Raw genomic sequence first — 26,768 nt, 5'->3', positions numbered from 1 at the left:
CGGTACATCAATCAATTAAACTCTATTTAAATGGCAAATAATGAAAAACATTCACAAATCATTCTAAGAAAACTCATCATCTTTCATCATTTGGGGTGCAAGAAGTGTTTTTCTGCTATACAATAGACAATAAATATATTTATCGAAATTGAATGGAGTCTGGTGATTCGACATGGCGAAAGACCAAGTATTTACAGCTGAAGAAGTATTCGCAATTGTCGCGACGTACATGAATGACAAAAACGTTAATTTTGTCAAAAAATCGTATGAAATGGCAGAGTACGCTCACCGAGAACAATTCAGAAAATCGGGAGAGCCTTATATCATTCACCCGATCCAAGTAGCGGGGATTTTAGCACAACTACAAATGGATCCTGCAACAGTTGCTGCAGGGTTTTTACATGATGTCGTAGAAGATACTGACATCCATAGAGAAGACATCGTTCGAGAATTCAGTGAAGAAGTAGCTATGCTAGTAGAAGGCGTTACTAAGTTAAGTAAAATTAATTTTATGTCGAAAGAAGAACAACAAGCGGAAAACCACCGTAAAATGTTTGTTGCTATGGCACAAGACATTCGCGTAATTTTAATTAAATTAGCTGACCGTCTCCACAATATGCGTACATTGAAATTTCAACCAGTTGAAAAACAACGACTCAAAGCAGGTGAAACGCTTGAGATATTTGCGCCACTTGCACATCGACTAGGCATTTCCACAATTAAATGGGAACTAGAGGACATTTCATTGCGTTATTTAAATCCACAACAGTATTACCGTATTGTGAATTTAATGAAACGTAAACGAAATGAGCGAGAAGAGTATTTAAATAACGTAATGACCAATATTAAAACTGAGCTAGAAGAAGTTGAAATTGATGCAGATCTATTTGGTCGTCCTAAACATATTTACAGCATTTATAAAAAAATGAATGTCCAAAACAAACAGTTTAATGAAATTTATGATTTATTGGCAGTGCGAATTACTGTTGAAAGTATCAAAGATTGTTACGCTGTACTCGGGATTATCCATACGCTGTGGAAGCCAATGCCTGGTCGTTTCAAAGACTATATCGCTATGCCAAAACAAAACCTGTATCAAGCACTTCATACTACTGTAATTGGTCCACAAGGTGATCCTTTAGAAGTGCAAATTCGAACAGAAGAAATGCACAAAATTGCAGAGTTTGGTGTTGCTGCACATTGGGCTTATAAAGAAGGCAAAACAGTAGAGTCTTCTAATAAATCGGTTGATTCAAAGCTCACGTGGTTCAGAGAAATATTGGAGTATCAAAATGAGTCTTCCAATGCAGAAGAGTTTATGGAGTCATTAAAATTCGATTTATTTTCTGATATGGTCTATGTTTTTTCTCCGAAAGGAGATGTCATGGAACTGCCAGCAGGATCAGTTCCTATCGATTTTGCCTATCGAGTTCACTCTGAAATTGGCAATAAAACCATTGGCTCAAAAGTAAACGGGAAAATGGTTCCTTTAGATACCAAACTAAAGACAGGCGATATTGTTGAAATATTAACTTCAAAACAATCGTTTGGTCCAAGTCGAGATTGGTTGAAAATTGCCCAATCATCGCAAGCGAAAAATAAAATTAAGCAATTCTTTAAAAAGCAACTTCGTGAAGACAACGTCCATAAAGGTCGTGAAATGATCGAAAAAGAAATTAAATCTCAAGAGTTTGATGTAAAAGAAGTGTTAGTTAATGAAAACATCAAACGTGTTTGTGAAAAATTCAATTTTACAAGCGAAGAAGATATGTATGCGGCTGTAGGATTCAGCGGCATTACCGCACAACAAGTCGTGAACCGATTAGCAGAAAAAATGCGAAAAATTCGTGACCATGAAGAAGCATTGGAAAAAATCACTAAAGAAATGAATGCACCGACCACTAAAAAGGCGACAGAATCAGGTGTAATCGTTAAAGGCATCGAAAACCTACTTATTCGTTTATCGAGATGTTGTAGTCCGGTTCCAGGTGACGAAATCGTCGGTTTTATTACGAAAGGTCGCGGCGTTTCAGTTCATAGAGAAGATTGTCCTAATGTTCAAGACTCAGATGTCAACGAACGCATTATCGACGTTGAGTGGGGGAGTCATATCACGCCGATTCGTAAAGAGTATCAAGTCGATATTGAAATTCAAGCATTTGATCGTGCTGGATTGCTTAATGAAGTGATGCAAGTGGTCAGTGAAACCAAAACGAATATTTCCGCAGTTAGTGGAAAAGCCGATCGAGATAAAATTGCAACTATTCATATGACCGTGATGATTACTAATATTGCCCACTTACATAAAGTGGTAGAACGTATAAAACAAATTCCAGAAATTTATTCAGTACAACGCATGACGAATTGAGGTTTCTAATGTGAGAGTAGTATTACAAAGAAGCTTATCTGCAAATGTAAAAGTCGATGGGATAGTAACGGGTCAAATTGACAAAGGATACGTATTGCTTGTCGGACTAACACATGAAGATACAAAAGAAGATGTTCGTTACGTTGCAGAAAAAGTAGCAAACTTACGATTATTTGAAGACGAAGAAGGTAAAATGAATCGTTCCATTTTTGAAGAAGGTGGCTCCATTTTATCGATATCACAATTCACTCTTTATGGTGATACGCGAAAAGGCAGACGACCTAGCTTTAGTGAAGCAGCTAAACCGGACGTTGCGAAACCTCTTTGGGATTTATTTAACGAAGAATTACGCAATTTGAATCTTCAAGTTGAAACCGGTATTTTTGGAGCGATGATGGACGTGTCATTAACAAACGATGGTCCTGTCACTTTAATTGTAGAGTCAAAATAGATAGTTGAAATCAAACAAAAAAACACCCTTCACTTACACGTAGTTTGTTACTACGAAGTAATGAAAGGGTGTTTTTGTTATGGTACTACTTGTTTAAATTCATTTCCGTAACCATTTAGTAGGCTAAGATTGTAAACTCTAGAGGTTTAAGTTGAACTGCAGTTGTATCATCAGTCGAAACAAATTCCTCATCAGTCCATAGATTCTTAACGTTGTTTCCTTTTAATAAATGGGGGATATTAAACGTTTGATCAGCATCTGTTGGATTAATGATAACTAAGACATTTCGGTCATTGTTATATTTTCGATAAGCAACAACTTCAGTTTGATGTTGATTCAAGAATTGAAAACTACCTTCATTAGCAAGCAAATTTTCGGATTGGCGTAATGACATTAATTTTTTAACATGGTTTAGTAAATCCGTGTTTTGTTTTTCTGGATTCCACTCCATACATTTACGACAACCAGGATCTTTTCCGCCAGTCATGCCAATCTCATCTCCATAATACATGCATGGGGACCCCATAAACGTGTAGAGTAATGTGTAAATGAGTTTCAAACGATCTACATTTTCCTGGCATTCGGTAAGTATTCTTGGAGTATCATGGCTGCCTACTAAATTGAATGTGACGTCCATTACATTCTTTGGATAGCTCTGGATGACTGTCGTCATATCATTCATAAATTGTTCAGCTGATATGGTTTGGCTTGCTAGTAAATTTAATACATTGGTTGTAAATGGATAGTTCATAACTGCGTCGAATTGATCTCCTAACAGCCAAGGCATGGAATCATGCCATACTTCGCCTAGAATATAAATATCTGGTTTCTGTTGTCGCACGAATGTTCGGAACTCTCTCCAAAATTGATGATCAACTTCATTTGCAACATCGAGACGCCAGCCATCAATATCAAATTCATTAATCCAATAGGCAGATACATCGAGCAAATATTTTTTAACTTCAGGACTTTGTGTATTCAGCTTAGGCATTGAAGCTACGAATGCAAAGGTCTCATAATTTGGACGCTCTCCACCCTGAAGAGGGAAGTTATGTGGATAAAACCAATCTGCATACTCAGATTGTTGACCTTTTTCAAGAACGTCTTGGAATGGTGTGAAATAATAACCACTATGATTGAAAACGGCATCAAGCATTATTTTGATTCCTCTATTATGACATTCACTAACTAGTCTTTTTAAGTCCTCTTTCGTTCCAAATTGAGGGTCAATTTCAAAATAATCGATGGTGTCATATTTATGATTGGAAGGAGACTTAAATATTGGCGTAAAATAAATCCCATTAATGCCTAGGTCTACTAGGTAATCTAGTTGTTGAATGATTCCTTCAAAATCGCCGCCGAAGAAATTGTTTGGTTCAGGTTCTACTTCTCCCCAAGGCAGGGTATTCTCAGGATTAATAGAGGGATTCCCATTTCCGAAGCGCTCAGGAAAGATTTGATACCATCTTGTATCTTTCACCCAGTCAGGAGCATTGAAAAGTTCAGATGCATGTAAGTATGGAAAACAAAAATAGTATTGACAGTCATGTAGCACTTCGTCATAAAATCCTTTTTCCGTATAGAGCAGTGTTTCCCCGTTCGCATGCAATTCAAAGCCATACCGTATTCTTCGATGAGGGGGGGTGATAGTAGTGTCCCAGTAATTAAATAAAGCATCAGTAGCAATCAATTTCATTTCAGTCCTATGGAATACCCACAGATTATCTTTCCAAATATATGGATCACCATGTAGAAGTTCAATTCTTTCTACGTCATCTTTTTTGGTTCTAATTCTAATTCCCAGAGTTGTATCATCTAGAATATAAGAAAAATTTTGGTCTGGTCTGTGAAAAACTGCTGAACGTTCCAAAATAATCACTCCTATCTTAATTTACTGCAACCGTTTGCACTAACGATATCTCTGTTTCAGAATAACAAAAGGATTCAGTTTATTCAATACAGTGCAACGATTATAAATTCGTTATCATTAGAAAAATAAAAAGAATGATTAATTTATAAAGTATTTTTCTAACAAGGAAATAGTAAAGTAATTCAAGGTAAAAAAAGTTGTTGTAAAATTTAATTTAATCATTATAATTAAATTAATATTTGTGCAAGCGCTTTCACAATCATTATTGTGAATTTGTGCAACCGTTTGTATAGATTGATAAATATATAAAGATAATAGGAGGGTCATGATGAAAAAGAATTTACTATTAATGATGCTTATTCTTTTACTAGGTATGCTTGCTGCATGTGCACCAGACCGAGAAGAAGGAACTAAACCTGCTGAAGGTGAAAAACCGGAAGCAACGGAAGAGCCAGAAAAACCTGAGAAATTGGTCATTTGGGAAGATTTAGAGAAAAGTAAAGATTGGTTACCAGCTGCACTTGCTTCATTTGAAGAAGAGTACGGTATCAAAGTTGAATTCAAAGAATTAAACATGGCGGACAAAATCCGTGATCAATTACGTCTTGATGGTCCAGCTGGAAATGCTCCTGACGTAGTAACACTTCCACATGACCAAATTGGCCAAGTGGTTACTGAAGGTCTAATTCAAGAAATTACTGTAGAAGATTCAGTACTTAAAACATATAGTGAGTCTGCAATAAATGCTCAAATGTATGATGGGAAACTATTCGGTCTTCCTAAAGCAACTGAAACTCCAGTTTTAATTTATAATAAAGCGTTAATGCCTGAAGCTCCAAAAACTATGGATGAGCTATACACATTCTCTAAAGATTTCACTAAAGGAGATAACTATGGTTTCCTAGCACTTTGGGATAACTTCTACTTCGCACACGGTCCAATCGCTGGCATGGGTGGATATGTGTTTAATGAAAAAGACGGTGCTCCTGACCGTGAAGATATTGGCTTAAACAACGAAGGCGCTGTTAAAGGTGCTGAATTTATTCAAAAATGGTATGCAGAAGGTTTATTCCCTAAAGGAATCATTGGGGAAAGCGGCGGTGCTGCAATGGACGGATTATTCAACGAAGGTAAAGTAGCAGCAGTAATGAATGGTCCTTGGGCATTCCAAGGCATGAAAGATGCTGGAATTGACATTGGTATTGCTCCAATGCCAACACTTCCTAACGGAGAACCAGTCAAAACATTCATGGGTGTTAAAGGATGGCACGTAACAGAATTTACTGAAAATCCTTACTGGGCAACAAAATTAATTGAACATATATCAAACGATGAAAACTCTAAAGCTCGCTTCCAAGCAGTTTCTGAGATTCCAGCTAACGTAGCGTTAGTTGAAGATCCAATTATTGCAGATAACGAAGGCGCTAAAGCTGTTGCAGTTCAATCACAATACGCTGTTCCAATGCCAAACATTCCTGAAATGGGAGAAGTATGGGGCCCAATGGCTTCTGCACTTCAAACATTGGCAACTGGTAAAGCTGAACCAAAAGCTGCTTTAGATGAGGCTGTAAAATCTATTCAAGCAAATATTGAAACTAGCCACCCTGCAAAATAGAAAAGTGCGAGCTGGGCTTCGGAGCTAGACAATAATAGAGAGTTAAACCTTTCCTAACTTGCAGATTAATACGTAGTGAAAAGTAAAGGGCGATATCTTCCTTCTTGGAAGGTATTGCCCATCCTTTTATTAAGAAACTGACAGAAGTAAAGAAAAAACTGTGCTCGAAATTGCTTGAAGAAATCGATTGTACACGTTGTAACTGAATTATAATATTTAATTAGTTTTACATAGGTAACAAAAAGAAAAGGTTAATAGTTTGATATAAAATCAAATAATTTCTCCGATTCTGAAAGAGGAGGCTTAGCAATTATGGAAGAAATAAAAACCACTACTCATCATGGAAGAAATGCTGTTTTGCTTTCCATTATTCCTGGATTCGGACAGTTTTATAATAAGCAATTTTTAAAAGGATTCATCTTTTTAATTTTAGGGCTCTCTTTTGGTATTGTATTTAAAGATATATTACCCGTCGGATTTTGGGGACTTTTTACGCTAGGTGAAATTTCGAAGCTGGATCATTCCGTGTTCCTATTAGTCGATGGAATTATCGCATTAATAATTACGATCATGGGCTTGGGTGTTTATGCAATGAATTTAAATGATGCGTATCGCAATGGTGAAAAACGCGATAGGGGATTCAATTTAAACTCTGTGCGGCAACAATATCATAATTTAATAGATAATGGATTCCCTTACTTAATGATTACACCTGGATTTTTCCTATTAATTTTTGTAGTAATCTTCCCAATTTTGTTCGTAGCCCTATTGGCATTTACCAATTATGATTTATACCATTCGCCACCAGCAAAATTAGTAGATTGGGTTGGTTTCCAAAACTTTATTGATATCTTCAAATTGGATATTTGGAGAACTACTTTCTTCGCCGTTTTGGCTTGGACAATTATTTGGACATTCGGTGCAACAACTTTACAAGTTGGAATAGGAATTTTCCTTGCAATTCTTGTTAATCAAAAAGATTTAAAAGGTAAAGCAATCATCCGTACTATCATGATTTTACCTTGGGCAGTTCCATCGTTTATTACAATCTTAATATTCTCTGGAATGTTTAATGAAACTTTTGGAGTTATTAATAGAGACATTCTTCCTTTCTTTGGAATTGAAGGTCTGTCTTGGATGACAAATGAAACGTGGACACGATTAGCATTAATCATGATTCAAACGTGGTTAGGCTTTCCATTTATTTTTGCCATGACGACTGGCGTTCTTCAATCGATTCCAGATGAACTTTATGAAGCGGCTACTGTAGATGGTGCCTCCATCTTCCAAAAGTTCTTTTCTATTACATTGCCACTAGTATTATTTGCAACAGCACCTATCATTATTACGCAATATACGTTTAACTTTAATAACTTTAACGTCATTTTTCTTTTCAATGGCGGTGGTCCAGCAATACCGGGTCAAAATGCAGGTGGAACGGATATTCTCATTTCGTGGATTTATCGCTTAACTATGACAAGTGCACAATATGGTAAAGCAGCAGCTGTCACAATGATTCTATCAGTCATTGTTATCTCGGTTGCACTATGGCAGTTCAAGAGAACAAAATCTTTCCAAGAGGAGGATATGATGTAGCATGAACAATAAAACAAGCAAAATTATCCGACTCACAATATCATATATCTTAATTTTAATGATGATTTTTATTGTTGTGTATCCATTACTTTGGGTACTTGGTTCTTCATTTAACCCTGGACAAAGTCTATCTGGTTCTAAAATGTTCCCAGATAATCCAACGTTGAAACACTATCAATTCTTGTTCGATTTGGATAAATCAAAATATCTTTTATGGTATTGGAATTCAATGAAAATAAGTATTATCACAATGGTTTTATCTGTAATTGCAATATCTTTTACGGCGTATTCATTCTCACGCTATCGCTTTGTTGGACGAAAAAATGGTTTACTGACATTTTTAATTTTGCAAATGATTCCTAACTTTGCAGCATTAATTGCAATATTTGTGTTAGCAAACCGCACAGGATTAATCGATACACATATCGGTTTAATTCTTGTCTACGTTGGTGGTCAAATTCCAATGAGCACATGGTTGATGAAAGGGTATTTAGATACGATTCCTAAAGAACTTGATGAATCAGCTAAAATGGATGGTGCAGGTCATCTGCGCATCTTCTTCCAAATTGTTATGCCTTTAGCTAAACCGATCATTGCAGTTGTCGCTTTGTTCTCATTCATTGCTCCATTAGGGGACTTTATCCTGGCAAGAATTTTATTACGTTCAGAAGACAAATTTACATTAGCTGTTGGGTTATATGAACTAGTTGCGAAACAATTCGGCAATGAATTCACGAAATTCGCAGCAGGGGCAGTTTTAATTGCCATTCCAATTGCTATTCTGTTCTTAATGTTCCAGAAGTATTTTGTATCTGGGTTAACTGCTGGTGGTACAAAAGGATAATTCAAAGAGCCATATTAATAAGCGAGGAGGGACGGAAAATGAGAAAAACACAAGTATTGCTCATTTTAATTCCGTTTCTTCTTTTTTAAGCATTCCCTGTATGTGCTGATGAAAAAGATGAGCGCAAGTGGCAGGACGAATCCATTTATTTCATCATGGTGGATCGTTTTAATAATGGTTATACATCCAACGATTTTAAAGTGAATACAAGAGATTTGAAGGAATATAACGGTGGAGACTTCAAAGGAATCACCAAGAGCGTGAAGTGTAAGACCCGCAAGTATGTGGTTTTCATACTTGTTGGCTCATGCGGAATGTAAGGCAGGCGCAAATGTACGATAAACAACTTAAGATTTATAAAAATAATGGTTTTTGAATGCTATTGATTTTACGATTAAAGTAACAACTAGGATTCGGAGGTTTTATAAATGAATAAATATTGGTGGAAAGAAGCTGTATGTTATCAAATTTATCCACGTAGCTTTATGGACAGCAATGGTGATGGAATTGGAGACATACAAGGTATTATTTCGAAACTGGATTACTTACAAGAATTTGGAGTCGATGTACTGTGGATTTGTCCATTTTTTAAATCACCGAACGCAGATAACGGCTATGATATAAGTGATTATCAAGATATCATGGAAGATTTTGGAACGATGGAAGATTTTGAACTTTTACTAAAAGAATCCCATAAACGTGGAATGAAAGTAATCCTTGATCTAGTCATAAATCACACAAGCGATGAGCATCCTTGGTTCATTGAATCTCGTTCTTCGAAAGATAATCCAAAAAGAGATTGGTATATATGGAAAGACGGCGTGGATGGTAAAGAACCGAATAACTGGGAAAGTATTTTCTCAGGTAGCGCGTGGGACTTTGATGAGAAAACACTACAATACTACTTGCATCTATTCCATCAAAAGCAGCCGGATTTAAATTGGGAGAATCCAGAAGTTCGCATTGCTCTTTTTGACATGGTGAACTGGTGGCTCGATAAAGGGATAGACGGATTCCGTGTCGATGCGATTTCACATATTAAAAAATACCCAGGTATGCCTAACTTACCGAATCCGGAAAATCTCGATTTTGTCTCTTCTTTTGACATGCATATGAACCAAGAAGGCATTCATGAATTCTTAAAAGAATTAAAAGAAGAAACGTTTGATAAGTACGACATTATGACTGTCGGAGAAGCAAATGGCGTAAAAATTCACCAGGCAGATGAATGGGTTGGTGAACAAAATGGCAAGTTCGATATGGTTTTCCAGTTTGAACATCTAGGATTATGGCAAAAAGGAGCCGATGCTTCAGTAGATGTAGTAGGTTTGAAACAAACTTTGTCCAAATGGCAAACTGAATTACATGGAAATGGATGGAATGCTTTATTTTTTGAAAATCATGATCAACCTCGTAGTGTATCAACATGGGGGAACGATGAAGAATATTGGATGGAAAGTGCAAAAATGCTAGGTGCTTGCTATTTCCTTATGCAGGGAACTCCGTTCATTTATCAAGGTCAAGAAATTGGGATGACCAATGTTCAATTTGACTCAATTGATGATTATGACGATTTAGGAATGAAAAATTATTATCGAATCGAAACATCAAAAGGTCGACCTCATCAAGAGATGATGGAGATTATTTGGAAAAGCGGTCGTGACAATTCCCGTACACCAATGCAATGGAATCATCATCAAAATGCAGGTTTCACAGAGGGTACTCCATGGATGAAAGTCAATACTAATCATCAAAATATTAATGTGGAGTCTCAAATGAAAGACCCGCAATCCATTTATTCATTTTATAAAGACATGATTTCCTTACGGAAGGAACATGAAGTTTTCGTTTATGGAGATTACAAATTACTTTTAGAGAATCATGCTACTGTTTATACTTATAAACGGACGTACGAAGATTCTTCTGCAATTGTGATTTGTAACTTTGGTGAACAGCCAAAAAACATTACTTTAGAAGATCTGCCTGTAGGAGATGGAAAGCTTAAGTTAAGTAATTATGATTCTACAGATCATGTACTTGCAGAAAACGTGTCGCTTAAACCATTTGAAACTAAAGTATACTTATTCTAGAGTAAATAAGAGTGCAAATTGAATATTAGCACTCTTGCTTATGTGAAAAGTATATTGTCTCTATTATCGATGAATTCAGCCTGTTTACCATTAAAGAATAACAAGGATTAATTAGAGGAGGGTGAATTTTGGCCATTACCATTAAAGACGTTGCAAAACTGTCAAATGTCGCCCCATCTACCGTATCAAGAGTCTTAGCGAATAGCCCTCGTATTAGTGAAAAAACAAAAATTAAAGTTAGAGCTGCGATGGATGAACTCGGATATCATCCGAATTTTATTGCTCGAAGTTTGGCTAATCAATCCACAAGAGTCATCGGATTGGTGTTACCTAACTCTACAGATGTGTTTTTCCAGAATCCATTTTTCCCTACTGTTTTAAGGGGACTGAGTGATGGGGCAAATGAACGTCAGTATGCTCTTCAAATTAGTACAGGTAAAACGGATGAAGAAATTTACGAAGGCGTTATCCAAATGGTTCAAGGTGGTCGTGTGGATGGTGTTATTTTGCTTTATTCTCGAATCGAGGACAACGTATTAAATTACTTGCGGGAAAGAAAATTCCCTTTTGTCGTGATCGGTAAACCGTTTAAGGACGTAGAACTTATTACATATGTGGATAACGATAATTATTTAGCCGCGAAGGAAGCAACTAACTATTTGCTAAGTCTGGGACATAAGCAAATCGGTTTTATTGGTGGGGATTTAAATTTTGTTGTGACGATTGAACGGTTGCTCGGATTTGAAAAAGCTTTACGTGAAGTAGGTATCAAAAGTGAGGACGATTATATCATTCATAGTGAGTTTTTGCGTGAAGGTGGTCAAGAGGCAATTAGGAAGCTATTAAACTTAAAAAACCCACCGACAGCATTGGTGGTCGCAGATGATTTAATGGCACTAGGTGTATTGAATACATTAATTGAAATGAATATTTCTGTACCCGAGGATATTTCAATACTTAGTTTCAATAATGTGTTATTTTCAGAACTTTCCCAACCACCATTAACATCGGTCGATATTAATATTTTTGAGCTTGGCTTGCAAGCTTCAAGAAAATTGATTCAACTTCTGGAAAATCCGCATGAACCTGTAAAGCGAATGATCATTCCTCATCAATTAATCAAACGGTTTTCTTGTTCTAAAACTCAATAAAAAACTAATGTATCAAAAAAACTCGTCCATATGAATCTTGGACGAGTTTTTTCTAGTTTGCTTGATTGTCAAAGAAGTTAACGACGCCGTTGTAAATACCTAGAGTCGCTTGCTCTCTAAATTTTTCAGTAGTTAACGTACTTTCCTCGGATGGGTTACTTAAGAATCCAAGTTCAATCAAAATGGCTTGCTGACGATTTTCGCGAAGTACTAGGTAGTTTCCTTGCTGCGCTCCACGATCACGCAAATTAATTTTTTCTCCAAGTGCTTTATGAACGCTTTTCGCAAGTGCTTTTTGATAGCCATGCATGTAATACGTAGTAAATCCATTTATTGAACTGCTATCAGTTGCATCATAATGAACACTTATAAATGCATCGGCTGATAACTGATGACCAATTGAGACACGTTTACGCAAATCAACATATACATCAGAATCTCGCGTCATGACGACATTAGCACCTGCAGAACGAAGTTTACTAGCTAACAATTCAGCTGTGCGAAGCGTGATTCCTTTTTCATGTGTGCCTCGTGCACCAGTCGTTCCACCGTCATTGCCACCATGACCTGGATCAATGACAAGTGTAAGACCGTTGAGAGTGCCTTTTTTTCTGTGTACATTCGTTTGTTTATTTTCGGTTTCTTTTATAGTTGTATTTGTAGATACAACCCAGTTAGCTACAAATGCTTTCGAACCCTTCGGTAATTTAACTTCGTACCAATCACCACTTTGTCCGATGGTTTCAAACGATTCCCCTGCATTCGCTCGATATACTACTTCACTTGAAGTGGAAGCAGTGGACCGTAAGTTTGTACCGTTATAGACAATCGAAACTTTTTTCGTAGTTGTAGCTTTGCTCTGCTGTTTTTGGTGGGATTTTTCAGGAGTACTCCCACTAGATGCAATCTGAGTTCCATAAAAAGAATAAACCCAACCACTTTTTTTACCTGACAGTTCAATTTTTACCCAGTTATGTTGCTTTTCGATAATTTTGAAACGTTCACCTTTTTTCACTGTACTAACTTTCTTAGAAGTTAAATCAGGTTTTGAGCGTACATTCAAACTATTCACAGAAACTTCAAAGTGATTACTATTATTCACTTTAGCTGATGTAGTATGTGTATTGTTCGTTTGAATGGTAATGTATTCTTTTGCCACATAACCTTTTACTTGGTTAAACGAAATTTCGACCCATTTGCCATGATCAGCGATAAGCTTAGCTTGATCACCAGCTGACAATTGAGTAAGCACCGCTGCACCTATAGAGGCTTGTGAACGAACATTTAGCTGGTCTACTTTAGAGACGACAAGTTGCTCGGATAGTTTTTTCTTTTGACCTAATTGCTTGGTGTACCATGAAGCCACCCAGCCTTCAGCCGATCCACGGCGTACATTAATCCAATCGCCTTGTTGTTTTAGAACAATCATTTGATCTCCCATTTTTAGGGAGCCAATAATAGGATATGCTAGACCAGGACCCGATCTCATATGGAGGTTTGATACTGTTGATTGAACATTTTCTCCATTTGCATATGTAATTGAAGGAAGAATAAGTGATAATAACAAAATAAGTCCAATAAAAATTTGTGCATTATTTCGAAGTTGAATTTTTAGCATATAATTCCTCCTTTTGTTTATTGTAAAGACTGTTCACCAAAAAGACTATAACTTTTTATGAAAAGGTTGACATCTTATTGTACAGTCATTAAGATAAGGTATAATCTGAAACAAACAAAGTGCCAATGACCAAGAAAGTAACTGTTTAATACGCTGTTAAGAGAGGGAAAGACGTGGCTGAAATCTTTCCTACAGAAGCACTCAGTGAACAACACTTGAAAGGCTTTTCGTCGAAATACTCCTTGAAGTAACGTAGGCGAAAACGGAACCGGCCGTTATCCGGATTTGAGAGGACATGAAGTATTTGTGTCAACTAGGGTGGAACCGCGGAAGCTAACAATAGCTCTCGTCCCTTGCGTATTTGCGCAAGGGACGGGAGCTTTTTTAATTTATAAAAGAGAGGAGCCATTATCATGTCGATTAATGTGCCAAGAGGAACGAAAGATTTATTACCAGGTGAAACTGAAAAGTGGCAAGCAGTCGAAGAACTTATTCGTGATACATGTCGATTATTTCAATATAAAGAAATTCGAACGCCAATTTTTGAGCATACCGAACTTTTCACGCGAAGTGTCGGTGATACAACTGATATCGTCCAAAAAGAGATGTATACATTTACCGATAGAGGTGACCGTTCATTAACTTTGCGTCCTGAAGGAACCGCACCCGTTGTCCGCTCTTTTGTTGAAAATAAATTATTTGGTTTACCTAATCAACCAGTAAAACTTTATTACACAGGACCGATGTTCAGATATGAACGCCAACAAGCAGGTCGCTACCGTCAATTCGTTCAATTTGGAGTTGAAGCAATCGGTAGTAAAGATCCAAGCATTGATGCAGAAGTTATGGCTCTTGCAATGAGTGTGTATAAAAAAGCCGGATTGAAAAAAATTAAGCTAGTGATTAATTCACTGGGAGATACCGAAAGTCGACAAGCTCATCGAGTTGCACTTAGTGCTCATTTCTCTCCGCACATCCAAGAGTTCTGCTCAGATTGTCAAAATCGATTAGAAAAAAACCCGTTACGTATTCTCGACTGTAAGGTGGATCGAGAGAATCCATTGATGGCAACAGCTCCAAAACTACCAGATTATTTGAATGAAGAATCGGCTGCTTATTTTGCAAAAGTAAAACATTACTTAGATATCTTAAACATTAAATATGAAGTTGACCCAAATTTAGTAAGAGGACTCGATTACTATAATCACACAGCTTTTGAAATCATGAGTGAAGGCGAAGGATTCGGTGCCATCACAACACTAGCTGGTGGTGGTCGCTACAACGGTTTAGTTGAAGATTTAGGTGGTCCGGAATCACCTGGTATTGGTTTTGGAATGAGTATTGAACGATTGTTACTAGCGTTAGAAGCTGAAGGAGAAGAGTTTAAAAACCTGCCTACACTTGATGTCTATGTAGTCGCAATGGGTGAAGCAGCAAAAGATAAAGCAGTATCGTTTGTCTCGCAGCTTCGTCAAAATAATGTCTCAGCTGAAATGGATTATTTAGATAGAAAGATTAAAGCTCAAATGAAATCAGCCGATCGTTTAAATGCCAAGTTCTCAGTTGTAATTGGTGACAATGAACTTGAAAGTGGCAAAATTTCATTGAAATACTTAGCAAATGGAAATCAACAACAACTTACGTTTGAAGAAATAGTCGAAAACTTTACTAAAATCGCAACTAAAGCAACGGAGGAATTAGCATGACTAAACGTACACATCCATGTGGAGAAGTAGCAGAACAAGCAATCGGGGAACAAGTCGTATTAAAAGGATGGGTTCAAAAAAGACGTGATCTTGGCGGACTCATTTTTGTGGATCTTCGCGACCGCACAGGAATTGTGCAAATTGTTTTTAACCCTGCCATTTCAGCTGAAGCATTAGCAGTTGGTGATGCCTTACGAAATGAGTATGTTGTTGAAGTAACAGGTGAAGTGGTTGCTCGTAATGAAGCACAAATGAATCCAAACATGAAAACTGGACGAATTGAAGTGCAAGCTACACAAGTGACGATTATTAATGAAGCAAAAAATCCACCATTTGCGATAGAGAACCAGAACGATGTTAATGAAGACTTACGATTAAAATACCGCTATTTAGATCTTCGTCGTCCAGTTATGTATGACATTCTCAAAATGCGTTCTGAAGTATCAAAATCGATTCGTCGATTTTTAGATGAAGAAACATTTATAGAAGTTGAAACACCTATTTTAACAAAATCAACACCAGAAGGAGCACGAGATTACTTAGTTCCTAGTCGTGTGCATAACGGTGAATTTTACGCTTTGCCACAATCTCCTCAATTATTTAAACAAATGTTGATGGTGTCTGGATTTGAAAAGTATTACCAAATTGCTCGCTGTTTCCGTGATGAAGATTTGCGAGCAGACCGTCAACCAGAGTTCACACAAATTGATATGGAAATGAGTTTCATGTCAATGGAAGATATTTTAGAAATGAACGAACGCATGATGAAAAAATTAGTAAAAGATGTTAAAGGAATTGACGTTGAAACGCCATTCCAACGTATGAAATACACAGAAGCCATGGATCGTTTTGGTTCTGACAAACCGGATGTTAGATTTGGCTTAGAGTTACAAGATGTTTCTTCACTTGTCGAGCAATCTTCATTCAAAGTCTTTGCTGGAGCAGTTGAAAGTGGAGGACAAGTAAAAGCAATCAATGTTAAAGGCAAAGCTGACAATTATTCACGTAAAGACATCGATGCTTTAGGAGAATTTGCAGGAAGACATGGTGCCAAAGGCCTTGCTTGGCTTAAAGTGGATGCAGAAGGATTAAAAGGACCAATCGCGAAATTCTTTGAGGGTGAAGTAGGGGAGAAATTAGCTCAAACACTTCAAGCAGAACCAGGGGACTTATTATTATTTGTTGCCGACAAAAAATCAGTTGTAGCTGATTCATTGGGCGCTCTTCGTTCGAAATTAGGAAAAGACCTCCAATTAATCGATGAAAGTAAAAATGCATTCCTATGGATTATAGACTGGCCGTTATTTGAATATGACGAAAAAGAGGGACGGTACTATGCTGCTCACCATCCATTTACAATGCCGTTTGTAGAAGACATTGAGTTAATGGATACTAATCCTGCAGAAGTACGCGCTCAAGCATATGATTTAGTGTTAAATGGCTATGAACTTGGTGGTGGATCAATACGTATTTATTCGCGCGATATTCAAGAAAAAATGTTTAGCATTCTTGGGTTTTCAAAAGAAGAAGCAAATGCTCAATTTGGTTTCTTGCTCGAGGCGTTTGAATATGGAACCCCTCCTCATGGTGGTATTGCCTTCGGTCTTGACCGTATCGTTATGTTATTAGCTGGCCTCACGAATCTACGAGACACGATTGCATTCCCGAAAACAGCGAGTGCAAGTGACATTTTAACGAAGGCACCAAGTGCTGTTTCAGAAGAACAATTAAATAATTTGTCATTAAAAATAAGTATTCAGAAAAGTTAAATTTAATTGTAAAATATGGTTGTATTTGAAATATGGATATGATATTATACAGGTAACACGAATCCTGATGTGTTCGTTAATTGCCACATCGATTTTGACCGAACTTATTTATCGTAGGGAATCCTCCTTTTGTAATGGCAAACATGCCCCCAGGGGACGTTTTAAGTTATAAAGTGGATACCCACCTGCTGTGTGCGGGTTCAAAACGATACGCTTCATAATGACGGCACGATTGGGATTCGTCCTACATTATGTATAATCCCTCTAGCTTTCTTCAAGCTAGGGGGTTTTTATTGAGGATAATCCCTACTAAAACGATATAGATTGTGAGGACAAAACATGTTACATCAGTTTTCCCGAAATGAATTAGCAATAGGCTCAGAAGGTGTTGATCTTCTAAAAAACACAACAGTAGCCATTTTAGGAATAGGTGGCGTTGGTTCTTTCGCGGCAGAAGCATGTGCAAGAAGCGGTGTTGGAAAAATCATCTTGGTTGATAAAGACAATGTAGATATAACCAATATTAATCGTCAATTGGTTGCGTACACATCAACCGTGGGACGCTCGAAATCTGAAGTTATGAAAGAACGAATTTTAGATATTAATCCTCAGTGTGAAGTACACGATTTACATATGTTTTACACTGAAGAAACATTTGAAGAGTTCTTCAGCCACAATATTGATTATGTAATCGATGCCTCTGACACGATTATTTATAAAATACATTTAATGAAAGAATGTTTAACGCGTGGAGTGAAAATTATTTCATGTATGGGTGCAGCAAACAAGACGGATCCTACTCGATTTAAAATTGCAGATATTTCTAAAACCCACACAGATCCATTAGCAAAAGTCATTCGCTCAAAATTACGTAAAGAAGGCATTTACAAAGGGATTCCCGTTGTCTTTTCTGATGAAAGCCCAATCATTGTTAGAGAAGATGTAGTAGAGACGGTTGGAAAACCAGATGCTAAAATTCGTAAAGCGAAAATGCCACCATCATCCAATGCATTTGTTCCTTCTGTAGCTGGATTAGTAGCAGCTAGCTGGGTCATTAATGATATTACAAGAGAAATTCCAGTGAAACGCGTTCGTAAATAAATAACGAATGGAAGGCGGCCTGAAATGGTCGTCTTTTTTGTTTTTTTACAAATAATGGATGAGATTTTAGTGGATTGTCGCAACTTTAGTGATTATTATCGCAACTTTAGTGGTTTTCGTAGCAACTTTAGTGATTATTATCACAACTTTTGAGTTTATCTTCGCAACTTCTACGATTATCGTCGCAACTATCCAATTTCCTCCTAATTCCGCACTCACTTGATTAAACAAAAGGCTCTGTTAAACTATCCTGTCGTTTATCGTACATTTGCGCTAGCACACGTTCCGCATGAGCCAAAAGTAAGGAAACCACATACTTGTGGGTCTCAAGCTTCACGCTCTTCCGGCATGCAAGGCGCATATGTACTTTTTTGTTTCTTTTTAATATAGACGGCATTCTTAAACTTTACCAAAATATAAAAAGCAGAAAGAGGTCGAAATAGTATCTTCGGCCGAACATCTACTTAAAGAAACCTTCTATTCTGTAGTAAACCAAACCAAAATTACTGTGTGCTTCCAGGTTGCAAGGGAGCGAGGGATGCACACCCGCCGCAGGATGATCTACAAAAAGGGGATGGGCGAGTGACGCAGTCACAAGCCCATCCTCTTTATTCTCTAGATTATTGTGCAGCAGGTAAAGCGTCAGAAGCGAACTGAAAACCTGTCATCCTCAGTGAATGGAATCAAGGTTTCGGTTCATAGATGTAGTGTTATTTCTTAAATTGAATGTTATTAAGATGTTTTGAAAATAATGGGTCTATTAAACGATGCTGTCGTCTATCGTACATTTGCGCTAGCACACGCTCCGCATGAGCCAACAAGTATGCAAACCACATACTTGTTGGTCTCACGTTTCACGCTCATGCGGTATGCAAGACGCAAATCAATATCAACAGAATTCTTTAACAAAACCCCCAAAAAAGAAGTAAATCGCTACCTTCAGCGATTTACTTCTTCTTCTGTTTAAAGCTCTCTAATTTCTGATAAATCCCAGCAAGTTTTTTCTCTTCGCCAGCTAAAACGGGATCATAATATTTCGTTCCAACTAAGTTATCTGGCAAGTATGTTTGATTGACCCAACCTCCGAACGAGCCAATTGGGGTATTGTGCGGATACTTATATCCTCCGTGTCCAAGAGCGGCAGCTCCAGCATAATGTGTATCTTTTAAATGACTTGGAATATCACCAACTTTTCCAGCATGAATAGAAGCTATAGCGGCATCTATCGCTTTATAAGCTGAGTTTGATTTTTCCGATAAACACATCTCCACAACGGCATTTGCTAAAGGAATACGAGCTTCAGGCAATCCCAATCTTTCTGCGGCCTGTATACTTGCGAGAACATGAGGACCCACAGATGGATTGGCAATACCGATATCTTCGTATGCCATTACCAGTAATCTTCTTGATACCGCTACTAGATCACCATTTTCAAGTAGATGTGCTAAATAATACATCGCTGCATTCACATCACTACCTCGTACTGACTTTTGTAAAGCGGATAATAAATTGTAGAAATGCGAGCCTTTTTTGTCGCCGAAGACCCCGATCCGGTCAACCAAGTTTTGCAGTAATGCATCTTCAACTATGGTGACTCCATCTTCTTCATCTGAAGCGGAAACAACAGATTCCAATATGGTTAATGCCTTTCTCGCATCTCCATTTGCGGCTCCAGCAATTTTCAATTGTTGCGGTTGTGAAATTTCAATTTTTTGTCGCCCTAGTCCTCGTTTTTCGTCACTTAATGCACGTTGAATAAGAGTCAAAAGATCTTCATCCGTTAAACGTTTAAGTTGTTTAATTTCACCGCAACGTGAACGAATTGCCGGATTAACATCGTGAAAAGGATTTTCGGTTGTAGCTCCAATTAACACAATTGAACCATTTTCAACATGAGGAAGCAGGGTGTCTTGTTGTAGTTTATTAAAACGGTGGATTTCATCCAGAAACAGTAACACTTTTCCAGTCACGCGTGATTCATTAACTACATCTTCGATATCTTTTTTCCCTGAGCGAGTTGCATTGAGTGCAATGAATGGTATATTGCTAGTTCCGGCGATTGCATAAGCAAGAGATGTCTTGCCAATTCCTGGTTCTCCATATAACAACATGGATGGAACATGTCCATTTATAATCATTTTATATAAGGGTGTGTGTTTACCAATAATGTCTTGTTGACCTGCAATTTCTTCTATTTTGTGTGGTCTCATACGATAAGCAAGTGGTTCATTTTGCAATCGATGCACCTCCTAAATTCGTACATTTGTTCTCTATTATACGTGGTCACTAGTGAAAAGTCATTTCAAAGGCGATTGGTCGGAAATGTGCTATACTATGTAAATGAATTCAGAGGATTTATAGAGGTGAATAACTTGAAAATATCGACAAAAGGTCGCTATGGTTTAACGATAATGATCGAACTGGCCAAACAGTTTGGAGAAGGACCAGTGCCACTCCGTAAAATAGCTTCAGAAAATGAGTTATCCGAGGCGTATTTAGAACAATTAGTATCTCCACTGCGTAATTCTGGACTTGTAAAAAGTGTCAGAGGTGCACATGGTGGATATAAGCTTTCAAAACCCCCACATTTAATTTCTGCGGGGGATGTTATTCGTGTTTTAGAAGGACCGATTCAACCTGTAGAAGGTATTGAAAACGAAGCGCCTCCGCAACGAGAATTGTGGTCACGCATTCGAGATGCAGTGAAAACGGTATTAGATACAACGACAATTGAAGATTTAGCTAAGTACAGTGAATCGCCTTCAGATGACGGATACATGTACTATATATAAATGTTTGTTCAAAAAGGCGAGGAAACAACAGGAATATGTGCTTATTAAAAATGTCAATCTTATGAATTACTGATAACCTATTCCTGCTTTTAACCTTTGCAAAACCTAGACGGAGACTTTTTGAATAATTTATAAAGGAGTTCGACATGAATAGAATCTATTTAGACCACGCAGCTACTTCACCCATACATCCACAAGTAATTACAAAAATGATGGAAGCGATGGAGCAAACGTATGGCAATCCATCGAGTATTCATGCGACTGGTCGTGAAGCGCGGAAGCAATTAGACATTGCGCGACAACAATTTGCTAGTAGCATCGGTGCAAAAGATCAAGATATTATTTTGACGAGTGGAGGAACGGAAGCAGATAACTTTGCGATTTTCGGTACTGCTTATGCCAGAAAAACTGAAGGTTCACATATTATTACTTCTCAAATCGAGCATCATGCAGTTCTAACGGCATGTGAAAAGCTTGAAAAAGAAGGATTTGAAGTCACCTACTTGCCTGTTAACTCGCAGGGACGACTAACTGTCGAGGATGTTAAACAAGCTCTACGTGACGATACAATATTAGTTACCATAATGCTTGGTAATAACGAAGTGGGTACCATACAACCGATTCAAGAAATTGGGGAGTTATTAAACGACCATAAGGCAACTTTCCATACAGACGCTGTTCAAGCATACGGATTATTACCAGTTTCAGTAGATGATTTAAAGGTCGATCTTTTATCTGTTTCATCACATAAAATTAATGGACCTAAAGGAATTGGCTTCTTGTACCATCGGAAAGGAACGAAGTTATCCCCACAATTCTTTGGCGGGCAACAAGAACGAAAACGTCGAGCGGGGACAGAAAATGTTCCAGGAATTTTGGCTTTCGCAGAAGCCGTCACTATCGCACAACAAACAATGGAAGAAAAACGCGATCAGTATAGCCAATTCAAAAAAGAGATGGTTTCAATTTGGCAACAAGCTGAAATTGATTTCAAAGTAAATGGCGAAGAACAGTTTACACTCCCGCATATCTTGAATGTGAGCTTTGCTGGTACAGATGTCGAATCATTACTCGTTAATCTAGACATGGCGGGATTAAGTGTATCGAGTGGTTCAGCATGCACTGCAGGTTCAATAAATCCTTCTCACGTTCTAGTTGCGATGTACGGCGAAAAAGCAAGTGAACTTCGTAACTCAATTCGCTTTAGCTTCGGGTATGGAGTAACGGACGCGGAAATAAAAGAAGCAGCAACTATAACAGCTAATGTAGTCAAACGACTTGTAAAATAGAAATGAATGTTCAAAAGTCAATCAAAATAGCACATCGGGGCCTGCACAAAGCAGGTCACTCAGGTGTTGCCACAAAAGGAATTTTACGACGAGTAATCGTAAGGGTACGGTGTGGCGTTCTTAACCTGAGTTCCAAAACTGGCTCTTTTGATGCTCCTTTTGAACAAAATAATATTATAGAAAAGGTGAGAATCATGCAACAACTAAAAGATCCTGCAAATACACGTGTCGTTGTTGGCATGTCGGGCGGCGTTGATTCGTCCGTTGCAGCTCATTTACTGAAACAACAAGGGTATGATGTAATCGGAATCTTTATGAAAAACTGGGACGACACAGATGAAAATGGTGTTTGTACAGCTACTGAAGATTATGATGATGTTATAAAAGTATGTAATCAAATCGGGATTCCATATTATTCGGTTAACTTTGAAAAACAATATTGGGATAAAGTGTTCTCTTACTTTTTAGAAGAATATAAAGCAGGCAGAACGCCAAATCCAGATGTGATGTGCAATAAAGAGATCAAGTTTAAAGCGTTCTTAGAACATGCTGTTAGTCTAGGTGCTGATTATTTAGCGACTGGACATTATGCCCAAGTAAAAGAAGTAGATGGGGAAACTCAACTTCTTCGTGGACATGATAATAACAAAGATCAAACGTACTTTTTAAATCAATTATCTCAAGACCAATTATCAAAAGTTATGTTCCCAATTGGACATCTCGAAAAGAAATTGGTACGTGAAATTGCTGCAGAAGCTGGACTTGCTACGGCAACTAAAAAAGATTCAACAGGAATCTGCTTTATCGGCGAACGTAATTTCAAAGAATTTTTAAGCCAATATTTGCCGGCTCAACCTGGTGAAATGGTGACAATGGATGGCGTGAAAATGGGCCGACATGACGGATTAATGTATTACACAATCGGTCAACGTCAAGGTTTAGGCATTGGCGGAGCAGGGGACCCTTGGTTTGTTCTAGGGAAAAATCTGCAAACAAATGAATTGCTTGTTGGTCAAAATATACACCATGAAGCGTTATTTTCTGATCAATTAACTGCGGTGAATATGAGTTTTACAACGAGTGAACCTAAAAACAAAACATTCTCATGCACTGCCAAATTCAGATACCGTCAAGAAGACGTTAAAGTAGAAGTTGAGTTAACTCCTGATAAAGGAGCCATTATTACATTTGCAGAACCGGTCCGTGCTATCACGCCTGGTCAAGCTGTTGTTTTATATGATGGTGAAATTTGTTTAGGTGGCGGTACAATTGATGAGGTTATGAAAAACGGGAAAAAATTAACCTATGTAGGTTGATGGACGAGGAGTGAGACGATGAATGAACTAGAACTTGGCATTGCAGCCATTCAAAATAAGGATTATGAACAAGCAGTGGTGCATTTTAATAACTCCATTGAAGAAGAACCAAATAATCCATTAGGTTATATTAACTTTGGAAATTTGTTAGCTCGAATGAATGAAACTGAACGAGCGGAGCGTTTTTTCCAAAAGGCGATTACACTTGACCCGACGGCAGCTACAGCGTTTTATGGACTTGCCAATTTGTATTACGAGCAGGAACGTTATGAAGAGGCAGCAAAGCTCTATGAAAAATCAATTAAGTTTGAAATTCAGGGTGCGGATGCTTATTTCATGTTAGGTAAATGTTTTGAACGGTTAGAAAATCCAAAACTTGCACTTCCATATTTACAGAGAGCAGCTGAACTCGATCCAACTGACGTGCAGATCCGCTTATCTTACGGCATTGGTTTAGCAGCTTTAGAAATGTTCAAAGAAGCAGAACCTGAATTTATGTATGTAATTCTTGAAGATTTAAACAATGCAGATGCACATTATAATCTAGGAGTGTTATATGCGGTTTCAACAGACCGCACGGATGATGCTCTGTATCATTTAAAACAAGCATTCACTTTGCAACCAAACTTCGATCAGGCTCGTTATGTACATGACATGATTGCATTAAGAAAATAATTATTCCAGGAGGCGACAGTTTTGCCAAATCAAATCGATTTATTTCAAAAAGAAGAGATGTTTATTAAAGGCAAACCTGTCGTCACCATTTTTCATAACTCCACTAACTTATTCTCCATTGTCAAACTCAAAATCGATGAGACAAATTCAACCTATGAAGACAAAGAAATAATCGTAACAGGTTATTTCCCTCAATTAATGAATGAAGATAGCTATCGTTTTACAGGACAAATAAAGCAACATCCGAAGTATGGAACACAATTTCAAGTGGAAACGTTTGCAAAAGACGTTCCTGAAACTGAACAAGGAATTATCCATTATTTATCGAGTGATCTATTCCATGGAATTGGTCGGAAAACGGCTGAAACCATTGTGAAGAAACTTGGCAAAGATGCAATTCGACTCATTTTAGATGACCCTGAAGCACTTGATGTAGTTCCACGGCTTGCCAAAGAAAAGAAAGAGACGATTCGCTATACTCTTGAACAAAATCTTGGCTTAGAGCGTGTCATGATTCAATTGAATGGATGGGGTTTCGGACCACAGCTCGCTATGCGAATTTACCAAACTTATCGTGAAGAAACGATTGACGTGTTAATGAAAAATCCTTTCCGTCTTATTGAAGATGTTGAAGGTGTTGGGTTTCACAGGGCGGACGAACTAGGTTCGAAATTAGGTCTTACTGGTAAACATCCTGATCGTATCAAAGCGGCGATTTTCCATTTATTAAATGCAGCATCTCTTAGTGACGGGCATGTGTACCTCCATGCAGAACATATTTTGCCGAACGTCAAGCAATTGCTCGAGTCTAGTCAATTTGAAGAAGTCCCTTTTGACGCGATTTCGACAGCGTGTATGGAACTAGTTGAAGAAGGGAAATTGGCGGGTGAAATGTCTCGTTTCTACTTACCTTCCTTGTATTATTCAGAGGTAGGAATCGCCTCAAAACTTGAAACATTACTAACTGAACAACAAGAAAGAACGGGTTTCCCGACTTCTGAAATAAGAAAAGCTTTGGGTGATGCGGAAGAACGTCTTGGCGTTACCTATGCAGAAACACAAATTGCTGCTATAGAACTTGGTATGAATGCTTCCGTTATGTTATTAACAGGAGGTCCAGGTACAGGGAAGACGACGGTTGTTCGTGGCCTGGTTGAAGTATACGCGGAATTACACGGCTTAACACTCGACCCAAAAGACTATGCGAAAAAGCAAGAACCTTTTCCAATTATTTTAGCGGCACCAACTGGTCGTGCTGCCAAGCGCCTAAATGAATCGACAGGTCTGCCATCCATGACAATACACCGGTTACTAGGCTTTACTGGGCAGGAAAAAGAAGAAGAATCTGAAAGAGATATTAAGGGCAAATTGATCATTATTGATGAAATGTCGATGGTCGATACATGGCTAGCACATCAATTATTAAAAGCCATTCCTGAAGGTGCTCAAGTTATTTTTGTTGGCGACCAAGATCAGTTGCCACCAGTTGGACCAGGTCAAGTATTGAAGGATCTACTTGCGTCTAAACGCATTCCAACAGTTGAACTGACGGATATTTATAGACAATCTGCAGGTTCGTCGATTATTGAACTAGCGCATCAAATGAAAAAGGGACAATTACCTCACAATATTACCGCTAAAACATCAGATCGCTCCTTTATACAAGCGGGACCGGACCAAATAGCGAAAGTCGTAGAACAAGTAATTAAAAGTGCTTTAGCAAAAGGTCACACGATTAAAGAATTGCAAGTACTGGCACCGATGTATAAAGGTCCTGCAGGTATTGATGCATTAAATAAAATGATACAACAGATGGTCAACCCAAATGACACAAAGAAGCGCAAAGAATTAGTGTTTGGCGAAACTACTTATCGGATTAACGATAAAGTGTTGCAACTTGTGAACCAACCGGAAAGCCAAGTGTATAACGGAGATATGGGTGAAGTGATTAGCATTTCTAAAGCGAATGAAAATGTTGAAAAACAAGACTTGATGATAGTTTCTTTCGAAGGCATAGAAGTGACCTACCAGCGCAATGATCTTGGACAACTAACGCTTGCCTATTGTTGCTCGATTCATAAATCACAAGGGAGCGAATTCCCTATTGTTATCATGCCAGTCGTCCGCAGTTACATGAAAATGCTGCGACGTAATTTGTTGTACACAGGAATTACACGTGCGAAGAATTTCTTGATTCTTTGTGGTGACGCAGATGTCTTTAAATTCGGAATTGAACGCAATGACGATTTAGCTCGATTAACCTCACTAAAAGAACGATTAAGTGAAGAAAATGTGCCTGTAACGGAACCAATTGTTGAGGATGAAAAAGCGAATGAAGATGAAGGGCCAGTGTCGTTGACTGCTAGCAATCATTTGAACATTCACCCGTTGGTAGGCATGAATGGAACAACACCTTATGATTTTTTAGAAGAAATCGCTAAATGAATAGATTGGACAAAAACACACGTTTATTTACATGTCATGTATTCAAACGTGTGTTTTTATTTTATAGATTTT

At 37.8% G+C, this 26,768-nt stretch carries 19 protein-coding genes, 1 other RNA gene, 1 pseudogene and 1 other annotated feature; of the genes and pseudogenes, 18 read left to right on the top strand and 3 right to left on the bottom strand.

The features are described from left to right. Positions 1-172: 172 nt before the first annotated feature. A complete protein-coding gene (locus C8K15_RS10715) occupies positions 173-2,368 on the top strand; it encodes a RelA/SpoT family protein (RefSeq protein WP_108586404.1) in 2,196 nt (731 codons plus the stop codon). A 10-nt stretch (positions 2,369-2,378) separates the two neighbouring features. Then, positions 2,379-2,819 carry a D-aminoacyl-tRNA deacylase gene (gene dtd / locus C8K15_RS10710; protein WP_108586403.1) on the top strand — a complete coding sequence of 147 codons (441 nt, stop codon included), beginning with the start codon at positions 2,379-2,381 and terminating at the stop codon, positions 2,817-2,819. A gap of 115 nt (positions 2,820-2,934) precedes the next feature. On the opposite strand, the gene C8K15_RS10705 is transcribed toward dtd, so the two are convergent. Next, positions 2,935-4,689 carry an alpha-glycosidase gene (locus C8K15_RS10705; RefSeq protein WP_108586402.1) on the bottom strand — a complete coding sequence of 585 codons (1,755 nt, stop codon included), beginning with the start codon at positions 4,687-4,689 and terminating at the stop codon, positions 2,935-2,937. Between the two features lie 328 nt (positions 4,690-5,017). On the opposite strand from C8K15_RS10705, the gene C8K15_RS10700 reads away from it, so the two are divergent. From C8K15_RS10700 to C8K15_RS10675, 6 genes and pseudogenes are all read left to right on the top strand, one after another. Further along, entirely contained in the window at positions 5,018-6,304 is a 1,287-nt protein-coding gene (locus tag C8K15_RS10700; RefSeq protein ID WP_108586401.1) for an extracellular solute-binding protein, read from the top strand. 312 nt (positions 6,305-6,616) lie between these two features. After that, entirely contained in the window at positions 6,617-7,900 is a 1,284-nt protein-coding gene (locus tag C8K15_RS10695) for a carbohydrate ABC transporter permease (RefSeq protein ID WP_108586400.1), read from the top strand. Between the two features lies 1 nt (position 7,901). Next, the gene (locus tag C8K15_RS10690; protein ID WP_108586399.1) at positions 7,902-8,744 is read left to right on the top strand and encodes a sugar ABC transporter permease; all 843 of its coding nucleotides are present in this window, start codon (positions 7,902-7,904) and stop codon (positions 8,742-8,744) included. Positions 8,745-8,782: 38 nt separating this feature from the next. After that, positions 8,783-8,998: pseudogene (locus C8K15_RS20775) on the top strand (alpha-amylase family glycosyl hydrolase); the annotation flags it as partial. A gap of 174 nt (positions 8,999-9,172) precedes the next feature. Then, a complete protein-coding gene (locus tag C8K15_RS10680; RefSeq protein WP_108586398.1) occupies positions 9,173-10,834 on the top strand; it encodes a glycoside hydrolase family 13 protein in 1,662 nt (553 codons plus the stop codon). Between the two features lie 128 nt (positions 10,835-10,962). Next, on the top strand, positions 10,963-11,985 hold the full coding sequence (locus tag C8K15_RS10675) for a LacI family DNA-binding transcriptional regulator (RefSeq protein WP_108586397.1): 1,023 nt from the start codon (positions 10,963-10,965) through the stop codon (positions 11,983-11,985). 52 nt (positions 11,986-12,037) lie between these two features. Here C8K15_RS10675 and C8K15_RS10670 read toward each other — a convergent pair whose 3' ends face one another. Continuing rightward, positions 12,038-13,603 (bottom strand): N-acetylmuramoyl-L-alanine amidase family protein, encoded by a 1,566-nt coding sequence (locus C8K15_RS10670; protein WP_108586396.1) that lies wholly within the window; start codon positions 13,601-13,603, stop codon positions 12,038-12,040. Positions 13,604-13,719: 116 nt separating this feature from the next. After that, positions 13,720-13,960: a binding site (T-box leader), on the top strand. Positions 13,961-14,016: 56 nt separating this feature from the next. Here C8K15_RS10670 and hisS point away from each other — a divergent pair. The 5 genes from hisS (at position 14,017) to C8K15_RS20305 (ending at position 19,146) form a co-directional block, all read left to right on the top strand. After that, positions 14,017-15,309: a histidine--tRNA ligase gene (gene hisS, locus C8K15_RS10665; RefSeq protein ID WP_108586395.1), complete on the top strand. Its 1,293-nt coding sequence runs from the start codon at positions 14,017-14,019 to the stop codon at positions 15,307-15,309. Then, entirely contained in the window at positions 15,306-17,078 is a 1,773-nt protein-coding gene (gene aspS / locus C8K15_RS10660) for an aspartate--tRNA ligase (protein WP_108586394.1), read from the top strand. Before hisS ends, aspS begins: the two co-directional genes overlap by 4 nt. A 58-nt stretch (positions 17,079-17,136) precedes the next feature. Beyond that, a non-coding RNA gene (gene ssrS / locus C8K15_RS10655) (6S RNA) lies at positions 17,137-17,321 on the top strand. 96 nt (positions 17,322-17,417) lie between these two features. Beyond that, positions 17,418-18,179: a tRNA threonylcarbamoyladenosine dehydratase gene (locus C8K15_RS10650; RefSeq protein WP_108586393.1), complete on the top strand. Its 762-nt coding sequence runs from the start codon at positions 17,418-17,420 to the stop codon at positions 18,177-18,179. A gap of 742 nt (positions 18,180-18,921) precedes the next feature. Beyond that, positions 18,922-19,146: a hypothetical protein gene (locus C8K15_RS20305; protein ID WP_233260442.1), complete on the top strand. Its 225-nt coding sequence runs from the start codon at positions 18,922-18,924 to the stop codon at positions 19,144-19,146. Here C8K15_RS20305 and C8K15_RS10645 read toward each other — a convergent pair. Then, positions 19,127-20,416 carry a replication-associated recombination protein A gene (locus C8K15_RS10645; protein ID WP_108586392.1) on the bottom strand — a complete coding sequence of 430 codons (1,290 nt, stop codon included), beginning with the start codon at positions 20,414-20,416 and terminating at the stop codon, positions 19,127-19,129. The two genes, C8K15_RS20305 and C8K15_RS10645, sit on opposite strands and share 20 nt — an antisense overlap. Before the next feature lie 135 nt (positions 20,417-20,551). Between C8K15_RS10645 and cymR the strand changes: the two genes are divergently transcribed. From cymR to recD2, 5 genes are all read left to right on the top strand, one after another. Further along, positions 20,552-20,971, top strand: a complete 420-nt coding sequence (gene cymR, locus C8K15_RS10640) for a cysteine metabolism transcriptional regulator CymR (RefSeq protein WP_108586391.1) — start codon at positions 20,552-20,554, stop codon at positions 20,969-20,971. Between the two features lie 146 nt (positions 20,972-21,117). Next, on the top strand, positions 21,118-22,260 hold the full coding sequence (locus C8K15_RS10635; protein WP_108586390.1) for a cysteine desulfurase family protein: 1,143 nt from the start codon (positions 21,118-21,120) through the stop codon (positions 22,258-22,260). Positions 22,261-22,454: 194 nt separating this feature from the next. Continuing rightward, positions 22,455-23,576, top strand: a complete 1,122-nt coding sequence (gene mnmA, locus C8K15_RS10630; protein ID WP_108586389.1) for a tRNA 2-thiouridine(34) synthase MnmA — start codon at positions 22,455-22,457, stop codon at positions 23,574-23,576. A gap of 18 nt (positions 23,577-23,594) precedes the next feature. After that, positions 23,595-24,251, top strand: a complete 657-nt coding sequence (locus C8K15_RS10625) for a tetratricopeptide repeat protein (protein ID WP_108586388.1) — start codon at positions 23,595-23,597, stop codon at positions 24,249-24,251. Between the two features lie 21 nt (positions 24,252-24,272). Next, positions 24,273-26,696, top strand: coding sequence for an SF1B family DNA helicase RecD2 (gene recD2 / locus C8K15_RS10620; protein ID WP_108586387.1), 2,424 nt, complete (start codon positions 24,273-24,275; stop codon positions 26,694-26,696). Positions 26,697-26,768: the final 72 nt, after the last annotated feature.

The organism is Paenisporosarcina sp. OV554 (genome assembly GCF_003058165.1).
Lineage (GTDB): Bacteria > Bacillota > Bacilli > Bacillales_A > Planococcaceae > Paenisporosarcina.
Note: the sequence above shows the minus strand (reverse complement) of the source record. Positions and strands in the feature narration are given on the sequence as shown.

What these genes read in the sequence shown, in the direction of transcription:
- C8K15_RS10715 (WP_108586404.1), top strand. Translation starts at nt 173, where the DNA reads ATGGCGAAAGACCAAGTATTTACAGCTGAAGAAGTATTCGCAATTGTC.
- C8K15_RS10700 (WP_108586401.1), top strand. Translation starts at nt 5,018, where the DNA reads ATGAAAAAGAATTTACTATTAATGATGCTTATTCTTTTACTAGGTATG.
- C8K15_RS10695 (WP_108586400.1), top strand. Translation starts at nt 6,617, where the DNA reads ATGGAAGAAATAAAAACCACTACTCATCATGGAAGAAATGCTGTTTTG.
- C8K15_RS10690 (WP_108586399.1), top strand. Translation starts at nt 7,902, where the DNA reads ATGAACAATAAAACAAGCAAAATTATCCGACTCACAATATCATATATC.
- C8K15_RS10680 (WP_108586398.1), top strand. Translation starts at nt 9,173, where the DNA reads ATGAATAAATATTGGTGGAAAGAAGCTGTATGTTATCAAATTTATCCA.
- C8K15_RS10670 (WP_108586396.1), bottom strand. Translation starts at nt 13,603, where the DNA reads ATGCTAAAAATTCAACTTCGAAATAATGCACAAATTTTTATTGGACTT.
- hisS (WP_108586395.1), top strand. Translation starts at nt 14,017, where the DNA reads ATGTCGATTAATGTGCCAAGAGGAACGAAAGATTTATTACCAGGTGAA.
- aspS (WP_108586394.1), top strand. Translation starts at nt 15,306, where the DNA reads ATGACTAAACGTACACATCCATGTGGAGAAGTAGCAGAACAAGCAATC.
- C8K15_RS10650 (WP_108586393.1), top strand. Translation starts at nt 17,418, where the DNA reads ATGTTACATCAGTTTTCCCGAAATGAATTAGCAATAGGCTCAGAAGGT.
- C8K15_RS10635 (WP_108586390.1), top strand. Translation starts at nt 21,118, where the DNA reads ATGAATAGAATCTATTTAGACCACGCAGCTACTTCACCCATACATCCA.
- mnmA (WP_108586389.1), top strand. Translation starts at nt 22,455, where the DNA reads ATGCAACAACTAAAAGATCCTGCAAATACACGTGTCGTTGTTGGCATG.
- C8K15_RS10625 (WP_108586388.1), top strand. Translation starts at nt 23,595, where the DNA reads ATGAATGAACTAGAACTTGGCATTGCAGCCATTCAAAATAAGGATTAT.